Source organism: Flavobacterium sp. ASV13 (assembly GCF_000745775.1).
In the GTDB taxonomy this organism is placed as follows: Bacteria; Bacteroidota; Bacteroidia; order Flavobacteriales; family Flavobacteriaceae; genus Flavobacterium.
In genome coordinates this window covers 353,557-374,900 of sequence record NZ_KN050752.1, presented here as the reverse complement: position 1 = coordinate 374,900, position 21,344 = coordinate 353,557, and the positions used below count along the sequence as shown (strand labels likewise).

The 21,344-nt window shown below is 34.5% G+C and carries 22 protein-coding genes and 2 tRNA genes; 14 read left to right on the top strand and 10 right to left on the bottom strand.

Going from position 1 to position 21,344, the window contains the following annotated elements; all coding sequences use genetic code 11:
• Positions 1-214 precede the first annotated feature (214 nt).
• Both asnS and rpoN read left to right on the top strand, forming a co-directional pair.
• On the top strand, positions 215-1,660 hold the full coding sequence (gene asnS / locus GQ47_RS22215; protein WP_035653263.1) for an asparagine--tRNA ligase: 1,446 nt from the start codon (positions 215-217) through the stop codon (positions 1,658-1,660).
• A 149-nt stretch (positions 1,661-1,809) separates the two neighbouring features.
• Positions 1,810-3,270, top strand: a complete 1,461-nt coding sequence (rpoN, locus tag GQ47_RS22210; protein WP_035653262.1) for an RNA polymerase factor sigma-54 — start codon at positions 1,810-1,812, stop codon at positions 3,268-3,270.
• 255 nt (positions 3,271-3,525) lie between these two features.
• Here rpoN and GQ47_RS22205 read toward each other — a convergent pair whose 3' ends face one another.
• The gene (locus tag GQ47_RS22205; protein WP_035653261.1) at positions 3,526-3,963 is read right to left on the bottom strand and encodes a hypothetical protein; all 438 of its coding nucleotides are present in this window, start codon (positions 3,961-3,963) and stop codon (positions 3,526-3,528) included.
• Positions 3,964-3,991: 28 nt separating this feature from the next.
• The gene (locus tag GQ47_RS22200) at positions 3,992-4,582 is read right to left on the bottom strand and encodes a thymidine kinase (RefSeq protein WP_035653260.1); all 591 of its coding nucleotides are present in this window, start codon (positions 4,580-4,582) and stop codon (positions 3,992-3,994) included.
• Between the two features lie 235 nt (positions 4,583-4,817).
• Here GQ47_RS22200 and GQ47_RS22195 point away from each other — a divergent pair, with 235 nt between their 5' ends.
• From GQ47_RS22195 to GQ47_RS22160, 8 genes are all read left to right on the top strand, one after another.
• Entirely contained in the window at positions 4,818-5,852 is a 1,035-nt protein-coding gene (locus tag GQ47_RS22195; protein ID WP_035653256.1) for a hypothetical protein, read from the top strand.
• A 43-nt stretch (positions 5,853-5,895) separates the two neighbouring features.
• Complete coding sequence (gene rsmI, locus GQ47_RS22190; protein ID WP_035653253.1) at positions 5,896-6,615, top strand: 16S rRNA (cytidine(1402)-2'-O)-methyltransferase; 720 nt, start codon at positions 5,896-5,898, stop codon at positions 6,613-6,615.
• 101 nt (positions 6,616-6,716) lie between these two features.
• On the top strand, positions 6,717-7,061 hold the full coding sequence (locus GQ47_RS22185; protein WP_035653251.1) for a HopJ type III effector protein: 345 nt from the start codon (positions 6,717-6,719) through the stop codon (positions 7,059-7,061).
• A gap of 161 nt (positions 7,062-7,222) precedes the next feature.
• Complete coding sequence (recJ, locus tag GQ47_RS22180) at positions 7,223-8,926, top strand: single-stranded-DNA-specific exonuclease RecJ (protein ID WP_035653249.1); 1,704 nt, start codon at positions 7,223-7,225, stop codon at positions 8,924-8,926.
• Positions 8,913-10,196, top strand: coding sequence for an MFS transporter (locus tag GQ47_RS22175; protein WP_035653246.1), 1,284 nt, complete (start codon positions 8,913-8,915; stop codon positions 10,194-10,196). The genes recJ and GQ47_RS22175 overlap by 14 nt, the downstream gene beginning before the upstream one ends.
• Before the next feature lie 175 nt (positions 10,197-10,371).
• On the top strand, positions 10,372-10,728 hold the full coding sequence (locus tag GQ47_RS22170) for a hypothetical protein (RefSeq protein ID WP_035653244.1): 357 nt from the start codon (positions 10,372-10,374) through the stop codon (positions 10,726-10,728).
• A 149-nt stretch (positions 10,729-10,877) separates the two neighbouring features.
• On the top strand, positions 10,878-11,234 hold the full coding sequence (locus GQ47_RS22165) for a hypothetical protein (protein WP_035653242.1): 357 nt from the start codon (positions 10,878-10,880) through the stop codon (positions 11,232-11,234).
• A gap of 83 nt (positions 11,235-11,317) precedes the next feature.
• The gene (locus GQ47_RS22160; protein WP_035653239.1) at positions 11,318-12,529 is read left to right on the top strand and encodes a cytochrome c3 family protein; all 1,212 of its coding nucleotides are present in this window, start codon (positions 11,318-11,320) and stop codon (positions 12,527-12,529) included.
• Positions 12,530-12,593: 64 nt separating this feature from the next.
• Here GQ47_RS22160 and GQ47_RS22155 read toward each other — a convergent pair whose 3' ends face one another.
• The 4 genes from GQ47_RS22155 to GQ47_RS22145 all read right to left on the bottom strand — a co-directional run bounded on the left by GQ47_RS22155 (position 12,594) and on the right by GQ47_RS22145 (position 14,922).
• Positions 12,594-13,337: a UDP-2,3-diacylglucosamine diphosphatase gene (locus tag GQ47_RS22155; protein ID WP_035653237.1), complete on the bottom strand. Its 744-nt coding sequence runs from the start codon at positions 13,335-13,337 to the stop codon at positions 12,594-12,596.
• Positions 13,338-13,405: 68 nt separating this feature from the next.
• Complete coding sequence (locus GQ47_RS22150) at positions 13,406-13,858, bottom strand: 6-pyruvoyl trahydropterin synthase family protein (protein WP_035653234.1); 453 nt, start codon at positions 13,856-13,858, stop codon at positions 13,406-13,408.
• A 33-nt stretch (positions 13,859-13,891) separates the two neighbouring features.
• Complete coding sequence (locus GQ47_RS23680; protein WP_193745239.1) at positions 13,892-14,068, bottom strand: hypothetical protein; 177 nt, start codon at positions 14,066-14,068, stop codon at positions 13,892-13,894.
• Between the two features lie 89 nt (positions 14,069-14,157).
• Positions 14,158-14,922, bottom strand: a complete 765-nt coding sequence (locus tag GQ47_RS22145) for an enoyl-CoA hydratase/isomerase family protein (protein WP_035653232.1) — start codon at positions 14,920-14,922, stop codon at positions 14,158-14,160.
• 147 nt (positions 14,923-15,069) lie between these two features.
• Between GQ47_RS22145 and GQ47_RS22140 the strand changes: the two genes are divergently transcribed.
• The 3 genes from GQ47_RS22140 to GQ47_RS22130 all read left to right on the top strand — a co-directional run bounded on the left by GQ47_RS22140 (position 15,070) and on the right by GQ47_RS22130 (position 15,547).
• A tRNA-Phe gene (locus GQ47_RS22140) sits at positions 15,070-15,144 on the top strand.
• Positions 15,145-15,157: 13 nt separating this feature from the next.
• Positions 15,158-15,231 (top strand) — tRNA-Ala (locus tag GQ47_RS22135).
• A 67-nt stretch (positions 15,232-15,298) separates the two neighbouring features.
• Positions 15,299-15,547: a GIY-YIG nuclease family protein gene (locus tag GQ47_RS22130; protein ID WP_035653229.1), complete on the top strand. Its 249-nt coding sequence runs from the start codon at positions 15,299-15,301 to the stop codon at positions 15,545-15,547.
• 129 nt (positions 15,548-15,676) lie between these two features.
• Here GQ47_RS22130 and GQ47_RS23675 read toward each other — a convergent pair whose 3' ends face one another.
• The 4 genes from GQ47_RS23675 to GQ47_RS22115 all read right to left on the bottom strand — a co-directional run bounded on the left by GQ47_RS23675 (position 15,677) and on the right by GQ47_RS22115 (position 19,144).
• Positions 15,677-15,853 (bottom strand): hypothetical protein, encoded by a 177-nt coding sequence (locus GQ47_RS23675; protein ID WP_193745238.1) that lies wholly within the window; start codon positions 15,851-15,853, stop codon positions 15,677-15,679.
• Between the two features lie 459 nt (positions 15,854-16,312).
• Positions 16,313-17,269 (bottom strand): lipid A deacylase LpxR family protein, encoded by a 957-nt coding sequence (locus tag GQ47_RS22125; protein WP_035653227.1) that lies wholly within the window; start codon positions 17,267-17,269, stop codon positions 16,313-16,315.
• Positions 17,259-18,032 carry a monofunctional biosynthetic peptidoglycan transglycosylase gene (gene mtgA / locus GQ47_RS22120; RefSeq protein ID WP_035653225.1) on the bottom strand — a complete coding sequence of 258 codons (774 nt, stop codon included), beginning with the start codon at positions 18,030-18,032 and terminating at the stop codon, positions 17,259-17,261. The genes GQ47_RS22125 and mtgA overlap by 11 nt, the downstream gene beginning before the upstream one ends.
• A complete protein-coding gene (locus GQ47_RS22115) occupies positions 18,032-19,144 on the bottom strand; it encodes an NAD(P)/FAD-dependent oxidoreductase (protein ID WP_035653223.1) in 1,113 nt (370 codons plus the stop codon). The genes mtgA and GQ47_RS22115 overlap by 1 nt, the downstream gene beginning before the upstream one ends.
• Before the next feature lie 261 nt (positions 19,145-19,405).
• Here GQ47_RS22115 and GQ47_RS22110 point away from each other — a divergent pair, with 261 nt between their 5' ends.
• Positions 19,406-21,307 carry a S9 family peptidase gene (locus GQ47_RS22110; protein WP_035653221.1) on the top strand — a complete coding sequence of 634 codons (1,902 nt, stop codon included), beginning with the start codon at positions 19,406-19,408 and terminating at the stop codon, positions 21,305-21,307.
• Positions 21,308-21,344: the final 37 nt, after the last annotated feature.

Sequence of the window (21,344 nt, the reverse complement as noted above, 5' to 3'; positions counted from 1 at the left end):
AAAATAAAAAAACAATTGGGACTTTTGAAAACGAGTGCCCTAGCCCCGATAGGAGCGGTATCCTTTTTCTTGCTCCTTTAGCAAGAAAAAGATATAGCGGATAGCGGGAATCAGCTTCAAAAATTAATTATTATCGTTTATATTTGCAATTCGATATAAAAAACACTGGTTTTATTTTGATGTAAAATCAGCAATCTATAAATCTAAAATTAAAATGAAACACACAAAGGTTAAAGACTTATTAAACAGTACGACGACGCTACAGGAAGTGAATGCAAAAGGATGGGTGAGAACTTTTAGAAATAATCAGTTCATCGCGCTTAATGACGGTTCTACAATTAATAATATACAATGTGTTGTTGATTTTGAAAATACTCCGGAAGAAACTTTAAAAAGAATCACTACTGGAGCTGCGATTTCTGTAATTGGAACTTTGGTTGAAAGTAAAGGTGCGGGTCAGAAATATGAAATTCAGGTTAACAAACTTGAGATTCTTGGAGATTCAGATGCTGAGAAATTCCCAATGCAGCCTAAAAAACACTCTTTAGAATTTTTACGTGAAAACGCTCACTTGCGTGTACGTACAAATGCTTTTGGTGCAATTATGCGTGTACGTTCGGTATTGTCATTTGCGGTTCACAAATATTTTCAGGAAAAAGGATTTGTGTATGTAAACACGCCAATTATCACTGGAGCTGATGCTGAAGGTGCTGGAGAAATGTTCCAAGTAACTTCATTGCCTTTAGATAATCTTCCAAAAAATGAAGAAGGAAACATTGATTTCAAAAAAGATTTCTTTGGAAAACATACGAACTTAACGGTTTCTGGACAATTAGAAGGTGAAACTTTTGCAATGGCTTTGGGTCAGATTTATACTTTTGGACCAACTTTTAGAGCGGAGAATTCAAATACTTCTCGTCACCTTGCTGAGTTTTGGATGATTGAGCCAGAAGTTGCTTTCAATGATTTGGATAACAACATGGACTTAGCTGAAGATTTTATTCAGTATGTAATTAAATATGCTTTAGACAATTGTCAGGATGATTTGAAATTCTTAGAAGGAAGACTTTTAGAAGAAGAAAAATCAAAACCACAAGCTGAAAGAAGCGAAATGAGTTTGTTAGAGAAATTGAACTTCGTTTTGGAGAACAACTTCAAACGTGTTTCTTATACGGAAGCAATTGATATTTTAAGAGATTCAACTCCAAATAAAAAGAAGAAATTTCAATATATCATCAACGAATGGGGAGCTGATTTACAGTCAGAACACGAGCGTTATTTAGTTGAAAAACACTTTAAATGTCCGGTAATTTTATTTGATTACCCAGCAAACATCAAAGCGTTTTACATGCGTTTGAATGACAACACAGAGCCAGGAAGAGAAACAGTTCGTGCAATGGATATTCTTTTCCCTGGAATTGGAGAAATCGTTGGTGGTTCTGAAAGAGAAGAACGTTACGATGTTTTGGTTGAAAAAATGAAAGCATTAGAAATCGACGAAGAAGAATTATACTGGTATTTAGATACGAGAAGATTTGGTTCTGCAACGCATGCAGGTTTCGGTTTAGGATTTGAGCGTTTAGTATTGTTTGTTACTGGAATGACAAACATTAGAGACGTAATTCCTTTCCCAAGAACTCCGGGTAGCGCAGAGTTTTAATCGATTTAGTTTAAAAAAGTTTCAAGTTTCAGGTTTCAAGTTATTGGAACTTGAACTAAAATAATAATATTTGTTTCAGGTTTCAAGTTTCAAGTTGTAGCACGTTCTGCAGCCTGAAACTTGAAACTTGAAACTTTTAACAAAATCAAATGCTAAAGCAATTTTTAAATTTAAAATTATCCCAAAAATTATCTCCACAGCAAATTCAGCTGATGAAGTTAATTCAATTGCCTACGCAAGCTTTTGAACAACGTTTATTAGAAGAAATGAACGAAAATCCTGCTTTGGAAGCTGGAAAAGAAGAAGAATACGAAGCAGACGAATACGCTAATGAAGACTACGACGATTATGATGATGCAGAATCAGACAGAATCGAAGCAGACGACATTAATATTGACGAATATCTAAGCGACGACGATACGCCTGATTACAAAACTCAGGTAAACAACTACAGTGATGATGAAGAGCGCGAAACTCCTTTTGCTGCTCCGATAAGTTTTCATCAGGATTTGATCAATCAGCTGAATACTTTTATTTTAAATGATGAAGAACGCGAAATCGCCGAATTCTTAGTTGGAAGTATTGATGACATGGGTTATATCCGAAGAAGCATTTCGGATATTGTTGACGATATGGCTTTTACTCAGGGAATTTATACTGATGAAGCAATGGTCGAAAAAATGATGACGGTAATTCACGAATTGGAACCTTCAGGAGTTGGTGCACGTGATTTACAGGAATGTTTATTATTGCAATTAAAGCACAAAACACCAACAGAATACGTTGATTTAGCGATTGATATTATCGAAAATCAGTTTGATGCTTTTACGAAGAAACATTACGATAAATTATTGCAGAAATACAGCGTTTCTAACGAACAGCTTAAAAAAGCGATTCACGAAATTGAAAGACTGAACCCAAAACCGGGCGGTTCTTTTACAGGCAATAATAAAGTTACAGAAAATATAGTTCCGGATTTTGCTATCAGAATTATTGACGGAGAATTAGAACTGACTTTAAACGGAAGAAATGCTCCTTCCCTGCACGTTTCGAAAGATTATCAGGAAATGATGCAGACGTATAAAGATTCTCGTGATAAATCATCGGCACAAAAAGATGCGGTTCAGTTTATCAAACAAAAACTGGATTCGGCTAAATGGTTTATTGACGCGATTAGACAACGTCAGGAAACACTTTTTGTAACGATGAATGCGATTATGCATTATCAGGAAGAATATTTCTTAGACGGTGACGAAACCAAACTAAAACCAATGATCTTAAAAGACATTGCCGATATGGTTGGTTTGGATATTTCGACAATTTCCCGAGTTGCTAACAGTAAATATGTTGAAACGCCATACGGAACAAAACTAATCAAAGAGTTTTTCTCTGAAGCCATGAAAAATGATCAGGGAGAAGATGTTTCGACTTTGGAAATCAAAAAAATTCTTAAGAATACAATTGAAGAAGAAGACAAAAAGAAGCCTTTACCAGATGATCAATTGGCTGAAATCTTAAAAGAAAAAGGATATCCAATTGCCAGAAGAACCATTGCAAAATACCGCGAACAACTTGATATTCCGGTTGCAAGAATGAGAAAGAAGATATAAAACTTAACTTCTACAAAATAAAAACCCCGACAGACCAAAAAGCTTGTCGGGGTTTTTATTTCTTTCTTATTCTCATCATTAAACTGGACTGAAGTCCAGCCCTACAATATGAATCGAGCCGAAGGCTCTTTCTCAGTTCCGAAGGAACGAATTATTTTGTAGAGCTGGACTTCAGTCCAGTTTAAACAAAGGATATAAAACAACAAACCCGACAAATTTAAAATCTGTCGGGTTTTATTTTTATGTTTTTCAAGCTTATTTATATTGATCCGGCAATATTTTCACCGTAAACAAAAACACTTTCTTTTTATCACTGTAACTATAAATCAAAGTATAATCATTATCTCTAAAAACCTGAAGTCCGGGATTTGCTTTGGCTGTGCTTAAGAGACTTTTTTCAATTTCTTTTTTTATAACATCAGTCTCTGCAGTTGTTTTCTCAACATTTATCAAGGTCAAATTGTATTGAACAACTTGCTTTTCGTGCAAACTCACACTATCCAACCGAATTCCTTCCTGAATATTTAATGGGCAATTTTTATTGTATTTCGCAACTAATTCAACAATTTCTGAATTCACCTCATCTTTGCTTTCAGAAAGATAAAACTGAAAAAAAACAGCCAAAACACCCGCAATTCCAATAACAGCTAATAATAAAATATTTTGTTTTTTACGGTTTTGTTTATCCTGCATAATTTAAATTTTAAATAAAATTTGAAACCTATTTTTCCTGAATTTTCTTCATGGCATTAAAATACGCAGCACGGCTAAGCGGCTCATATTCTTCCGTTTCTCCGAGCATTACTAATTTATCATTATCTGTTTTTCTGAAACTATAATTAGCAAGATTTCCTGTTCTGGTACAAACAGCGTGAACTTTGGTAACATATTCGGCTGTTGCCATAAGTGCCGGCATTGGTCCGAAAGGATTTCCTTTAAAATCCATATCAAGACCGGCAACAATTACACGAATTCCCTGATTGGCTAAATCATTGCAAACTGTAACAATTTCATCATCAAAAAACTGTGCTTCGTCAATTCCAATAACGTCGCAACCTTGCGCTAAAATCAAAATATTAGCTGCCGCCGGAACCGGTGTAGAACGAATTTCATTAGCATCGTGAGACACTACCATTTCGTCATGATAACGGGTATCGATAGCGGGTTTGAAAATTTCGACTCTTTGTTTGGCAAATTGCGCGCGTTTTAATCTGCGGATTAATTCCTCGGTTTTACCCGAAAACATTGATCCACAAATAACTTCAATCCAACCAAATTGTTCTTTGTGATTTACTGTATTTTCGAGAAACATTTTGTATTTTTCTGCCTTTAAAAATGAATAGTTTTTATTACTTTGTACTGGTAATAAATCGACGTAAAAATGTGCTGTTTTACATTTTTTCAAAAGTAGAAAATTTTTATCAAATCGGAGATTTGGAATTGCTTATTAACAGAAATAAAAAATTATCTTTTGAATTTCTTCAAGATTAAAGACATTCAGACATCAAATACACTAAAATACCTTATTCACTATAATTTCAACAGTTATGAAAAAAAAATTGGAAGCCGATTTAATCAGCATTGCACATCGAATTTTAAAACTTAAAAACAAATCCGATATCAATCAATTGTACCTTGAAACACAGAAATTATATGAGAAATTAGCTATTTTAAAATTTGTCGATGAAAATTTCGACGAAGTAAAACCTACAATCAGTCACAGTGAAATCAGTTCTGAAATCGAAACTATTTTCGAAAAAGAAGAAAAAGCACCAGTAGAAGCTATAATTGAAACTCCAATTGCAATTGAAGAAACTCCTGAACCAGCAATTGTTGAAGAAATAATTGCCGAAATTCCAGAAGAAACTACTCAAGAGCCAATTGAAGAAGATACTCAGGAATCTATTGAAGAACCTATTGTTGAAAAAGTAGAAGAAACTGAAGCAATCAAAGAAACTGAAACTGCAGAAAGTGCTAAAGATCCAATTATTGAGAAAATCCAAGCAGCTGTTTCTGAAGCTAAAAAAACAATCGAAGCAAATGATCTTTCATTTAAAACAGTCAACGATTTAAACCCAATTCCGGATTTTAAGCCCGCTTTTGAATTAGAGAAACCATCAGAAATAGAAGAACCAAAAGTAGAAAGTTCATCAAAAACAACTTCAGCTCCAATTGCGTTCGAAGATTTCGGAATCAATTATGCTGATGCACAGTTTGTAAAAGTAGACAGTTTTGAAGCCGTTTCTCCAACACCGACTCCGACATTTGATTTTGCAGAAAAGAAAGTTGTTGAAACTGCCGTTTTAGAAACTAAATCAGAACCAAAAGCAACAACTTTAAATGAAAAACTGGCAAAAGGTTTCCACATTGATCTAAACGACCGAATTGCGTTTACCAAAAATCTTTTTGGAAACAGTACCGAAGATTACAGCCGTGTGTTAAATCAATTACTGACTTTTGACACTTATAGCGAAGCACAGGAATTTATTGAAAACATGGTAAAACCAGATTATAATAACTGGGAAGGAAAAGACGATTACGCAGAACGTTTTCTGGGAATCATCGAGAAGAAATTCGCATAACACTTTTCACATCTCACATTTTACATTTCACGAATAAAAAAATATGTCAAAATTATATATCGTTCCAACGCCAATTGGCAATCTTGAAGACATGACTTTCAGAGCCATTCGGGTTTTGAAAGAAGTCGATTTGATTTTGGCCGAAGATACTCGCACAAGCGGAAAACTCCTAAAGCATTTTGAAATTGGCACGCACATGCACAGCCATCACATGCATAACGAGCACAAAACCACCGAAAATTTAATTGCCCGTTTGAAAGCTGGCGAAACCATCGCTTTAATTTCAGACGCTGGAACTCCGGCAATTTCAGATCCGGGATTTCTTTTAACTCGCGCCTGTGTCGAAAATAAAATCGAAGTAGAATGTCTTCCTGGCGCAACGGCTTTTGTTCCTGCTTTAGTCAACAGCGGACTTCCAAATGACAAATTCGTTTTTGAAGGTTTTCTTCCTGATAAAAAAGGACGCCAGACTCGATTTTTGGCTTTAGCCGAAGAAACCCGAACGATGATTTTATACGTTTCTCCGCATAAACTCGTTAAGACTTTAGCTGAATTTGTGCAGTATTTTGGAGAAGACAGACAAGTTTGTGTTTCGAGAGAATTATCAAAAATGCACGAAGAAAATGTCCGCGGAACTGCAAAAGAAGTTTTGGCGCATTTTGAAAAAACCGCACCGCGTGGCGAAATTGTCGTTGTCGTTGCCGGAAAAACAATAGAAAAAGAAGCTAAGAAAAGTAAATATTCTAAGGACGAAGAAGAATAAATAATCATTTCAGCCACAGATTAAAAAGATTTTCACAGATTATTTAAATAAAAATCCTTTTTAATCCTTTTAATCTGTGGCAAAAAAATCAAACTATAATCATGAGCATTCAAGCCTTTTTAGAAAAAGTAAAACAAACTCCATCACAAATCACATTTCCTGAAACTATTGCAGTAATCGAAGAAAATTACATTTTTACTCCAACTGCTTTTCAAAACGGAACACAGCATAACGCAGCCGGGGAAAATTCAGGTTCCTGTAAATTATTTTCTTTCGCAAAATTGCAAAACTTAAGCAAAGAAGAAACTTTAGCATGTTTTGGCGCTTTTTATTTTGAAGAAGTTTTAGGAGATCCAAACGGAACAAATCACCAAAACATTCGAAATTTTATCAACTTAGGTTGGGATGGAATTAAGTTTGAAGGAAATGCTTTAGAAGCTAAATAATACAAAATATATTCTGCCATAGATTAAAACAGATTAAAAAATCCTTTTAAATCATTTATCCCGATAGCTATCGGGAGTGGCAAAAAAAATTACCTATCCAGATTAAACGATTTTCGATTTCTTCAATCTAAAATCTAAGATCTAAAATCTACAATTAAAAAATGCGTTGGACATTAAAACCAAAACCTTCTGAAGATAAAATCAAACATTTGGCACAAGCTTTAAATGTAGAAGATTTTGTAGCAACACTTTTGATTCAGCGTGGCATTGAAACTTTTGAAGATGCTAAAAATTTCTTTCGTCCTTCATTAGAACATCTTCATGATCCGTATTTAATGAAAGATATGGACAAAGCGGTTTCCCGAATCGAATCGGCAATTGAAAACCACGAAAATATTCTGGTTTTTGGCGATTATGATGTCGACGGAACAACCGCAGTTTCTTTGGTTTCTTCGTACTTAAAATCACATTATCCAAATATTGCAACTTATATTCCCGATCGTTACGATGAAGGTTACGGAATCTCATATAAAGGAATTGATTACGCCGATGATAATGGAATTTCCTTAATTATTGCACTCGATTGTGGAATCAAATCAATCGATCATATCGCCTACGCGAAAGCAAAAAACATCGATTTTATTATTTGTGATCACCACAGGCCAGGAGAAACGCTTCCAGATGCTGTTGCCGTTTTAGATCCAAAAAGAGAAGACTGCTCCTACCCTTATGATGAATTATGCGGTTGTGGAGTTGGTTTTAAATTGATTCAGGCTTTAGGTCAAAATCGAAATGAAACCGTAGAAGATCTTGTTTCCTATCTGGATTTGGTTGCAACGGCGATTGCTGCCGATATTGTTCCGATTACGGGAGAAAATCGTGTTTTAGCTTATTTCGGTTTAAAAGTCATTAATAGTGAACCAAGACCGGGAATAAAAGCTCTGGTTCATCAGGTTAAAAAGAAAGTTTTAGACATTACAGATGTTGTTTTTATTATTTCGCCGCGAATAAATGCGGCCGGAAGAATCAAACACGGAAATCATGCTGTTGAGCTTTTAACCGAATTTGATTTGGAACAAGCGCAACAATTTGCTTCAGAAATCGAACAATACAATGCCGACCGAAAAGATTTAGACAAAAAAATCACCAAAGAAGCTTTCCAACAGATTGTAGAAAACAACGAAGAAGAACGTTTTTCTACGGTTGTATTTCAGGAAGACTGGCACAAAGGCGTAATTGGAATTGTAGCTTCAAGATTAATCGAAACCTATTATCGTCCAACTTTAGTTTTTACTAAAAGTGGCGACAAATATGCTGCTTCTGCCCGATCTGTAAAAGGTTTTGATGTTTATAATGCATTAGATGCCTGCGCAGAACATTTGGAACAATTTGGAGGACATATGTATGCAGCCGGAATGACTTTAAAAGCAGAAAATTATCAAACTTTTAAAGACGCTTTTGAAAAACAAGTTTCAGCAACTATCCAACCAGAAATGCGAACTCCGGAAATTGAAATTGATGCAGAAATTGATTTCTCTGATATAACGCCAAAATTGATTCGAATATTAAAACAATTCGAACCTTTTGGCCCACAAAATATGACGCCGGTTTTTATGACTTCTGATGTAAAAGATACCGGTTATGCTAAAACTTTAGGTTCAGAAGACGAACATTTAAGGCTCTTCGCAAAACAAATCAACTCCGATGGAATCGCCGCAATTGGCTTTGGACTCGGAAAAAAAATAGATATTACAAAAAATCAAAACCCGTTTCAGCTGGCGTATACAATTGCTGAAAATGAATGGAACGGCACAATTTCAACACAGCTTATGCTGAAAGACATTAGAACAAATGGAAGAAATTAAATCAAGTAAACCAGATCCGTATCAGGCGCTTCGTTATAGAGAATTCAATGTATATTTATTACTGCGCTTCTGCATGGTTTTTGCCTGGGCAATGCAGTTTATTGTGATCGAATGGGAAGTTTATAGTTTAACTAAAAACCCGCTTTCACTAGGAATTATTGGTTTGATGGAAGTAATTCCAGCTGTTGGAATGGCTTTATTTGCCGGACATATTGTCGATCAAAGTGAAAAGAAAGGATTATTGGTAAAATGTATTCTGGGATTTTCTGTAATTAGTTTTGGATTGTTTTTATTGACTTGGCCAAAAATTGTTGGCGATTTATCTCAAACTGTTATTTTATATTCCATTTATGCTTTAGTCTTTTTGGGCGGATTGGTTAGAGCGTTTTTAGGTCCAACTACTTTCTCTCTTCAATCACTGATTATACCTAAAAAAGTATATCCAAATGCTTCTACGTGGAGCAGTTCAGTTTGGCAAATTGGAGCCGTTATGGGGCCAGCATTGGCAGGATTTTCAATTAACTGGATTGGTGTTCACTGGTCAATGTGTCTTGTTTTCGGATTCTCGCTTCTTGCATTAGTTGCCTTATCGCAAATCAGTAAAAAACCAATCGTAAATCCGAAGATTGGAGAATCGATAAAAGACAGTCTTACGGAAGGTTTAACTTTTGTATTCAAAAACCAAGTTGTTTTAGGCGCTTTATCGCTTGACATGATTGCTGTACTTTTTGGAGGCGCAGTAGCGTTATTGCCAATTTTTGCTCAGGACATTTTAAAAGTTGGTGCTGAAGGTTTTGGTATCTTAAGAGCAGCACCTGCAGTAGGATCTTTTATTACCATGCTCGTTTCTGCTTATGTGCCTTTGTATAAAAATGCGGGAAAAAAACTTTTAATCGCCATTTTTGTTTTTGGATTATCAATCATTTTATTTGGTCTTTCTACTTATTTCTGGCTTTCTGTTTTTGCTTTATTCTTAAGCGGATTGGCTGACGGAATTTCTGTAGTAATTCGCCAAACCATTTTACAGCTTAAAACTCCCGATCATATGCGCGGACGCGTTGGTGCCGTAAATTCAATTTTTGTTGGATCTTCAAATGAATTAGGTGCTTTTGAAAGTGGTGCAACTGCTAAATTGATGGGAACTGTGACATCTGTTGTTTTTGGAGGAAGCATTACACTTTTGACCGTTTTAGGTTTCGGTTTTATATCTCCTACTTTTAGAAATTTAGATCTAAAAAGAGATATGGAAGAGCATAATAATCAGGAATAATGAGATCTTTTATAGACTTTATTCAGAACAACAAAATTCGCTATCTACTCTTATCCTTCTTCACAAACAATTAAAAATCAATTATTAATAAGATTTATTAGCATTTTTTTATGCTTTTCTTAGTCAAGTGTTAATATAATGAGTATGTACCTTTGCAGCGCAAAAAAAAATTGCCATGAAGGACATCGAACAGATTTACCGCAACGATTTTGGAATTTCATTTTATTGGAAAGAAGGCAACGAAATTGTATCAGATAAAATTCAATTGCTTTTTAAACAAATGGGATTTTATTTTTCAGTTCAGGAATTAAATGAATTTCACGATTTAATTGAAGACTGCGTAACAGATCATAATGATTATGACACGCGTGGTGTAAAACGCACATTCGATAAATTTTTATTGAAAACACCCTATGTTGCAATAGATTTAGAAATATCACCAATTGAATTAAATTCCATTAAAGATTTGGTTGACGGTTCATTATTTCGACTTAATCTTAATGAATATATTTATGGTTCTGGCATGAACTAAAACATTCCTACCTTTCTAAAGAGACGAATCTTAACTTTTACTGTATTATAATGTGCCAACTGAGAAAAGATTTTTTCAAACTTTTATAAATTTTTTATTTAGAATTAATATAAATAATATTTATATTTGTTGAAATAAAAGGTTTTACGATGAGAGAAATAGAACAAATCTACCACAATAATTTTGGCATAGCTTTTTACTGGAAACAAAATAGTCAAACTATTATCGATAAAGTACAATTGGTTTTTAAAGAAACTGGTTTTTATTTTACAATATCAGAACTAAATCAGTTTTGTGATTTAATTGAAGATAGCATAATCGAAAACGCTTGTTGTGAAGCTTGCGAAATGAAATATTCCTGCCATAAATTTTTATTAAAAACGCCTTGCAATTCTATTGATTTAGCAGTTTCTATGACCGAATTGAAATCGATAAAAGACTTAGTTGAAGGTTCTCTATTTAAAATCGAACTCGACGAATATGTTTATGGAGTAGGCATGAATTAAGAATTATTCTAAATATTTTAACAGCATTTTTTCATTATTGAAATATATTTTGATTTACTTCAAAAAAAAGTATATTTACGGCAATGGAAAAAACACGCATTCTTTTTGCTTTTATACTTTTTACGGTAGTTTTTACAAGCTGCAAAAATTCTTCTGACGATTACATCGACCCGCGCGGTACTGATTATGCAGGCTCTGAAAGCTGTATTCAGTGCCATCAAACGCAATATGACATGGCTTTGAAGAGCTCTCATTTTAAAGCGACTGCTCCGGCAACTTTAGAAAACGTACTTGGTGATTTTGACAAAGGCAATCATACTTTTATTTATGACAAAGACACAAAACTAGTCATGGAAAAACGCGGCGACAGTCTTTTTCAGATTTTATATAAAAACGGAAAAGAAGTTCAGTCGCATAAATTTGAAATTGTATTTGGAACAAAACATGCGCAGACTTCAGTATATTGGCGTGAAAACAATACTTACGAGTTACCTATTTCTTATTATAACTCTATAAATAATTGGGCAACAAGTCCAGGTTTCCCAGCAGATAAACCTTATTTTGACCGAATGGTAGTGAAAGACTGCTATTCTTGCCACGCCTCAAATGCCAGCAGCCGAGATGTGAATCAAAATTCTGCAGAAAAAAACATGATGTCTATGGATGTTGAAGATATCATCAAAAAGGAAACGATTGTTTATGGAATTGATTGCGAACGTTGTCATGGTCCGGCTAAAAAACATGTCGAATTTCATTTGAAAAACCCGAATGTAAAAATTGCAAACAGCATTACAAGTTTTAAAAATTTAAATAAACAACAAAGACTAGATGCCTGCGCACTTTGTCATGCTGGAAATGATGGAATGAAATTAAAATCTCGTTTTGATTTTAAACCGGGAGATAATTTATCTGAGTTTTACAGAGCAACCAGAAGCATTACAGATACAGCACAATTTGATGTCCATGGAAATCAATTTCGATTAATGGCGCAAAGCAAGTGTTTTATCAATAGTGAAAAAATGGATTGCATTACATGTCATAATCCTCATGAAAATGCTTCTAAAAATATGGCTTCGTATTCCAAAATTTGTATGAATTGCCACCAAGGCTTGAAACACAATGAAAAAACGCTCAAAATAATGCCGGAAAAACTAATGGCTTCTAATTGTGTGGAATGTCATATGCCGAAAAAAGCATCAGGAGCAATTAAATTTCAGCTTTCAAGCAGTAAGCAACTTTCTGAATATATTCTGCGAACGCATAAAATCGGTATTTATCCAATGGCTGCAAAATAAGCAACATAGCATTTAACTCGATAACTTTTGACTTTCGACTTTAGGCTTTCGACTTTTGACTAACTTATTTTTCGAATTTTTTAAGTTCAAAATTCTCACCATCAAAAACCCCATAAGTAAAATAACCAATCCAATCGCCAAGATTTACATAATTTGAATCTTCTCCAACTGGAATTATCATAGGTAAATGGCGATGCCCAAAAATGAAGTAATTGTAATGTTTGGTTTCGAGTTTACGTTTGGCGTATAAAACCAACCATTCGTTTTCTTCACCTAGAAATTTCACATCTTCATCGCCCGAAATCAATTTATTTTTAACCGAAAGATATTGCGCTAAACTAACACCAACATCTGGATGAAGCCAACGAAAAAGCCATTTTGAAAACGGATTCGTAAAAACCTTCTTCATTCGTTTATAACCTTTGTCGCCAGGACCTTTTCCGTCACCGTGACCAATTAAAAAGGTTTTTTCGTTAAAAGTAAATTCTTTGTTATCGTGATAAACCGGAATATTCAATTCGGTTTCAAAATAATCATTCATCCATAAATCATGATTTCCGACGAAAAAATAAATCGGAATTCCGCTGTCGCGAATTTCGGCTAATTTTCCCAAAATACGCACAAAACCTTTCGGCACAACCGTTTTATATTCGAACCAAAAATCAAATAAATCACCAAGCAAAAAAATAGCTTCTGCATCTTCTTTAACCTCGTCAAGCCAAGCCACGAATTTTTTTTCGCGTGGCAAACTCAACTCAGGAGTTGGCGCACCAAAATGCTGATCTGAGGCAAAATATATTTTTTTCATTTATTTTTTGTGAAATATGATTTGTGAGATGTGAAACGTTTTACTTTTCACAATTTACTTTTTACTAATTACAAATTATCACTTGCGTACCATTCTGCAAATGAAGATTCTGTTTCCTGAAGTTTAAGAGAAAAAAGAGAAATTCCTTTTGGAAGGCGAGCCACAATTCTTTCAGCAAAATCAACCACCATATTTTCACTTGTTGGCTGATAATCAACTAAAATAACATGGTGACCACGATTTTTCAATTCGTTTGCCAATTCGATATGCGGTGTAGTTTGATTGAAAACCGTTGCATGATCAAACTGATCGACGATTTCTTCTTTTACAATTTTCTTTAGGTCAGAAAAATCAATTACCATTCCGAATTTCACATTCGATCGGTCTGTAATTGGCGAACCAATAACGGTTACCGACAATTTATAACTGTGTCCGTGAACGTTCTTGCATTTTCCGTCATAACCGTACAAAGCGTGACCGGTTTCGAAACTAAATTGTTTTGTAATTCTGATATTACTCATCGATGTTTAATTTTAAGCTTGCAAATTTACAAATTAATAACCGTTTTCGTCTCTTTTTTTAGCACGGTTATACATCCACAAAGCAATTCCGCCTAAAATCAGAAACGGAATAAAAGATCCAATGACAACACCAATCTGATAACCGCTGTCTGGTGCATTTTTAATTTTCTCTGCAACGTCAACTTTTTGAAATAATAAAATAAGTTTCATTTTACAATTATTTTAATTTAGCCACAGATTAAAAGGATTAGTTAGATTATTCTAAAATCCTTTTAATCTGTGGAATCTGTGGCAAAAAATTATTTTTTAAACTGAGTCAAAGCATTTCGGCTAAAATCAGACAAAACCAATTTACCTGTAATTGCCGCACGTTCAAACAAAAGCGATTCCCATTGTTCAGTGCCTTCCCAAATGATTTTTTTCATTTCGTATAAAGCTTCAGGATTATAAGAACTCAGTTTTTCCGCAAAATGATCTACTTCCGAGTCAAGATTGGCCGCATCGCATAAAACTGAATATAACCCTTTATTAAAAGCCCATTCAGCCGTTTTCCATTTTTCAGGAGCTAAAGTCATTTCAGACATAGCCGTTTTACCAATTTTTCGGGAAACAGCAGGTTCAATCACAAATGGTCCAATTCCTATTGCGAGTTCAGATAATTTGACATCACTTAGCAATGTCGCGAAAGTATAATCGCAAGCCGCGATAATTCCAACACCGCCTCCAACTGCTTTTCCCTGAACGCGCCCAATGATTAATTTATTGCAATTGCGCATTGCATTGATCAAATGAGCAAAACCAGAAAAAAATTCAGTTCCCTGTTCTTCATTTTCAACCTGTAAAAGTTCATCAAAAGAAGCTCCGGAACAAAATGCTTTTGCTCCTCCGCTTTTTAAAATAATAACCGAAACCTCTTCATTTCGGCTTAAGGAATTAATCTCTGCCGTAAGGCGATTCAATAATTGACGCGGAAAAGAATTACTCGCAGGATGACCAAACTGAACCGTTGCGATAGTATTTTGAAAGGAAGTTTCTAAACTTCCATTTGCATTTTCTAAACTCATAAAAAACAGATTTAAAAGTAAAGTTACGCTTTTGAAAAATAATAGTCCCGAAACTCTCTGAAATTTGTTTTTTGAAAATTATTTAACTTTATTTGTTAACGTATTGAGAGATTACCTTATTTAATTTTTCAACCTCAAAGTTAAAAAGGGGGATTAGCTCATTTGGCTAGAGCGTCCCGATGAAAAATCGGGAAGGTGACAGTTCGAATCTGATATTCTCCACAAAACAAAGCACGGGGGATTAGCTCATTTGGCTAGAGCGCTACGCTGGCAGCGTAGAGGTGATCGGTTCGAATCCGATATTCTCCACTAATAATTTAAAAAATACCCAAACAGATAATTGATTCTGTTTGGGTATTTTCATTTATATCAAATTATGTTTTACACTTATATTTTATATTCTTCTTTGCTCAACAAATATTATATTGGGTCTTGCCAAAATATTGAGCAACGTTTACAAGATCATTTAAATAGCAGAAGCAAATTCACAAAAAAGGCTAAAGATTGGGAAATAAAATATTTTGAAACCTTTCCTACTCGAAGTGAAGCTTGTCAAAGAGAATTACAAATCAAAAAAATGAAAAGCAGAAAATATATCGAAAACCTAATTACAACAAAAGGCTAGAGTATCCCGATGCATCGGGAAGGCGACCGGTTCTCCCGATGCATCGGGACGGTATTCTCCACAAAATAAAAAACCCTTGTAAATTCTGTTTTACAAGGGTTTTATTTTTTTAGAAAAACTAATTTCTAATTATTTTTCATTTGCCGAATCATCAGCATCCACTCTATCTTTTTCTGCTTTTTTGAAATCGTTATTCAGCAAATTTTCCAATTTCTTTTTCTCTCTCTGGTTTTTTCTGATTGTCAGCACAACCAAAACTATAACCAAGATTACCACAATTCCTATTATATTCCAATTGATATCCATAAGGTGAATTTTATTCTAAAAATAAAGCTTTTTTGATTTCTGTATATTATCTAAAAGTTAAGCCTGTTATTTAAAAAATAAGTAAGAACCTTTTTATTATTTACAAAAAACAATTTATGTATTAATTTGAAAGCTTTTTTTGCCCTAAAATTAACTATTAAGCAATTTTAGAGCTTTTTAAAATTACTATTTTAAATAAAAAACAAAAATTTAACCTTAAATTGAGAATTAATCAACATGTTGTTTGTACTTTTGCAAAAAATTTAAGTAGAATATTCTTCTAAAGAAGACCAAAGCACGTTCAAATCTTTAAGAAAAAAATAAGTATCTGTTTTTGAATTAAGTATCATTTTTAAATATTTCTGAATTAGTACCCCGAAATTATTAAGATAGGAAATTCACATTATAGATAAATACCAAAAAGCCATGACAAAAGTTATGGCTTTTTTATTAAAAAACCTACCTCAATAAAAAACCCAACCTGATCGATCCATAAAAATACCCCGAATTAGTATCAATTCCAGGATCTTTCAACTCTCGGCCTCGGTAAAGAAAAGAATACGAAATATTGAATTTGTTATGGCGGTATTTCAAACCAAACTCGGCGTTGAAACGAAGCGGTTCTAAATCGAAAGTTACTGGACTCGTGTCGCTGAACATGCTTCCTTGAATTGTAGCATCATAAAACTGATAATTCACACTTGGCATGGCATAAAAATAAAATTCACGGATTTCATATTGTGGTACTGAACTTACAGAAGCATCATGCAAATTGGAATCGTAAATTGGCTGGAGTTTTTTAAACCCAATTCGGGTGAGAAATCCTGTTGAAACGCCTGTAAAAATAGTTCCCAAATTAGCTTCTGACTGAAAATGAAGATCTATAAAATCATTGTGTTTACTCGGAAATAATTTCTTCGAATACATAGCATGCGCCTGAACAGCAAGAGCATTATGCAACTGATTTTCCCAACCATACACTCTTTTATAACCAATAAGATGATGAAAACTTTCCTGAGTTTCTCGTCCAAAAGCATTTGGCCCCATGTAACCCAATTGAAAATCAGTTTTTAGGGCTGATTCACTTTGGTAGAAAAAACTGCGTCCAACTTCTGCGAAAAGATAACCGGTAAAAGGACGATCATTAATATCTACAGCCGTTTGATTGATATATCTTGGATTGTAAATGTATTGCCCTAAACGAAATTCGGTTATTTTTTTATTGATTTTTTCGTTTTCGTTTTTGGATAAATAACGAAAAAAAAGCTCTAAACCATTGGTATAATACATATCATTTTTAGACGATGTATATAAATCATTATCAGAGATAAAACCGAATTCTTTTGTATTTCCCTGTCCGAAAACCAAAGTTGTTACGAGCAGAAAAACCGCCAGAAAAACGTTTTTATTTACCATCGTAATTTATTTTTCCAACGTAGCGCATTTCGCGAACAATTCTTTCTTTTCGTCTATTAATATAACTTGAAGAACCTGTTGCCTTGAATTTTCTTGGATTTGGAAGAATTGCGGCAATTCCTGCAGCCTGCATCGGTGTCAAGCTCGAAGCATCACGGCGGTACCAATGTTCAGTCGCTGCATAAGCGCCATAAACTCCGTCGCCCATTTCTATACTGTTCAAATAAACTTCCATGATTCTTTCTTTGCCCCAGATGATCTCAATCAAAACAGTAAAATAAGCTTCTAAGCCTTTTCGCAGGTAACTTTTTCCTTGCCATAAAAATACGTTTTTGGCCGTTTGTTGCGAAATGGTACTTCCGCCTCGGATTCGGCGACCGCGTTCGTTGCTTTTATATGCTTTTTGAAGTGCTTTAAAATCGAAACCGTTGTGTGATAAAAAAGTTCCGTCTTCGCTGGCGATTACCGCTTTTTGAAGATTATTCGAAATTTTTTCAATTGGTTCCCAGTCATGATCGAAATAAACTTCCTTACCCGCCATTTTATTTTCGATGGCGCGAATAATCATTAAAGGAGTAAAAGGCACCGGAACATATTTAAAAAAGATAACAGAACCTATTGACAATCCAAAAAACCACAGCATTGCTTTGATAAAAAACCATTTGACTTTTTCGCCAAAGGTTTTATTTGTTTTCTTTTTTGCTGCTGGTTTTGGTTTACTTGTTGCCGGCTTTTTTGGTGCTGGTTTTTTGGTTGCTGCCATTATATTAAATCTGCTAATTCTGTTCCTATTAAACTTCCTATTGCCACGCCCATTCCGCCTAAACGCACTCCGCAGAATACATTTTCAGAAAGTGCTGACACAACAGGATTCTTACTGTTCCCGATTCCCATAATCCCGCTCCAACGATGCGCAATCTGAAAATCCTGATTTGGTAAAATTACATTTTTCAGCAAATCTTCCAATTTATTTTGGATAATTTTCGTGTTACCAAATTCGGTTGTGGTTTCTCCTTCAAAATCAAGGTTTCGGCCTCCGCCAAGTAAAATCCGATCGCCGATATTTCTAAAATAATAATATCCTTTATCTAAATGAAACGTTCCTTTTATATCTAAATTGTGAATGGGTTCTGTAATTAAAACTTGCGCTCTGGCCGGTTTTACAGCACCATTTGTCAATGATCCGGCAAAACCATTTGTTGCAAAAAACAGTTTTTGGGTTTTAAAACTAAAATCGTTTAATGCAATTTCGACCTGATTTCCTAAATCAGAATAACCCGTCACGGTTTGCTGATTCAAAATTAGAATATCTGCTGCAACGGCTTGTCTCAACAATTCCTGCATCATATTTCCGGTATCGATCTGCGCTTCAAACGGATTAAAAATTAAATATTCCTGAATATTTTCAAATCCAAAACGATCGACTTCTTTCGAAAAAACATCAGCTTTGAAAAGCGGTTTTAAAACTTCATTTATAAACGGAATTTTCGAAATACATTCACTAAATCCGAGTTCGTCGTCTTTCAAAAACAATTCGTATCCGCCATGAGGTTTAAAATCAATTGCTGAATCACCTAGTCTTTTTCGGAGCATTTGTAAACCTTTCCATCGTTTTTCAATCAGCGCCACAACATCATCCTCAGAATGTGTTTTTAAATCATCTAAAATTTCAGAAAGACTTCCAAAACAAGCAAAACCGGCATTTTTTGTACTAGCGCCTTGCGGCAACATTCCTCTTTCTAAAACCAAAATTTTAGCAGCAGGAAATCTTTCGCGTAAGCGCAATGCAGCATGCAAACCAACAATTCCGCTGCCTACAATTGTATAATCAATATTTGTAAACCAATTTTTCAGTTCCCAATAACTCAATTCCATATTCAGACTTTTTTATAAAAATAATGATTTTTTTGAACCATATAAGTAATATAAGTTCATTTAAAAAAATTAGTCTCACATTACACATCGATGTCAGGCCGAGCGAAGTCAAAGCCTACGCACTGTGCGCCCTTCGACTTCGGTCAGGATGACATCCTTACTTTAAAAGCAATAAACTTTAACAGAAAATTGGAATTCTCATTTTCACAGAATGGAATTTAAATGTTGTATTTTTAGCGCACAAAAATTACAAGTTTTATTATGAAAAAAGTTTTATTCACAACCTTAATAATGATGAGTTTAAATGCTATCGGACAAAATGTAATGTCTCCGGAATTGTTATGGAAATTAGGACGAGTTACTGCACTTGGACTTTCAAAAGATGAAAAAAATATTGTTTTTAAAGTTTCTACACCTTCTGTAGCAGAAAACAAATCAACTTCAAAATTGTATATTATTCCAGTTAATGGAGGTAATGCTACTGAAATCAAAGACACAAAAGATGTTTTAAAAGATAAAAATGTTTCGCCTGACGGAAAATTTTTGGTTTACAATGAAGAAGTAAAAATTGATAAGGTTTTAGGAAAAGATTTTTATCCAAATCTTGACAAATCTGATGCTCAAATTTATGATGGTTTGGATTACCGCCACTGGGATACCTGGAACGAAGGCAAATTCAACCATGTTTTTTATAAAGAGAATAAAGATGGCGCTGTCGGAATCGATATTTTAAAAGGCGAAACTTTTGATTCTCCTCAAAAACCTTTTGGTGGCGACGAAGATTATATTTGGTCTCCTGATGGAAAAAGCATTTTGTATGTATGCAAGAAAAAAGCAGGAACTGCTTATGCTGTTTCGACAAACACAAACATTTATGAGTACAATTTAGAAACTCAAAAAACAATCAACAGAACCGAAGACAATCTTGGTTACGACACTGCTCCGCAATTTTCTCCGACAGGAAATCTGACTTGGCTGCAAATGAAACGTGACGGTTATGAAGCGGATAAAAACGACATTATTGTTGAATTTAAAGGAATCAAAACTAATTTAACGGCAAATTGGGACGGAACTGTAGATCAATTTATTTGGAGCAAAGACGGAAAAAATGTGTTTTTTGTTGCTCCGGTTGATGGTACAAAACAGCTTTTTACAGTTAATTTTCCTGGTTTGACTAAAATGGCAATTAACGTTCGTCAAATTACAAACGGAGATTTTGATGTGGCTGACTTAGTTGGCTTTGCGGGCGATGATATCATTGTTACAAGAACTGACATGAATCATGCAGCTGAAATTTATTCTTATAATTTGAAGAAAAACACTTGGAAACAAATTTCAAATGTAAACACAGATACTTACAAAACATTAACGCTGAGCAAAACAGAAAAACGTTATGTTACTACAACTGACGGCAAAAAAATGTTGGTTTGGGTAATTTTACCTCCAAATTTTGATGCTACAAAAAAATATCCAACTTTATTATTTTGCCAAGGCGGACCACAAAGTGCGTTGACACAATCGTATTCTTTCCGATGGAATTTTTCTTTAATGGCTGCTAAAGGTTATGTAGTAGTTGCACCAAATCGTCGCGGAATGCCAGGACATGGTGTAACATGGAACGAACAAATCAGTAAAGATTGGGGCGGACAAGTTATGGACGATTATCTTTCTGCAATTGACGATGTTGCTAAAGAAAATTATGTTGACAAAAGCCGTTTAGGATGTGTTGGTGCAAGTTACGGAGGATATTCGGTATTTTATTTAGCGGGAATCCACAACAACCGTTTCAAAACTTTCATCGCTCATGATGGGGTTTTCAATACTGTTTCAATGTTAGGAACTACTGAAGAAGTTTTCTTTAACAATTGGGATTTTGGCGGAGCATATTGGGAAAAAGATAATGCTGTGGCTCAAAAATCATATACAACTTTCAATCCGGCAACTTTAGTGCAAAACTGGAACAGACCAATCTTGATTTTCCAAGGAGGAAAAGATTTCCGTGTGCCAATCGGGCAAGGGCAAGAAGCTTTTCAGGCAGCTCAATTAAGAGGATTAAAAAGTCGTTTTGTTTATTTTCCAGATGAAAACCACTGGGTTTTACATCCGCAAAATGCACAAGTTTGGCAAGGCGAATTTTTTAAATGGCTGAACGAAACGCTATAATTTAAAAAATAAGAAACATTTTAATAGCCACAGATTT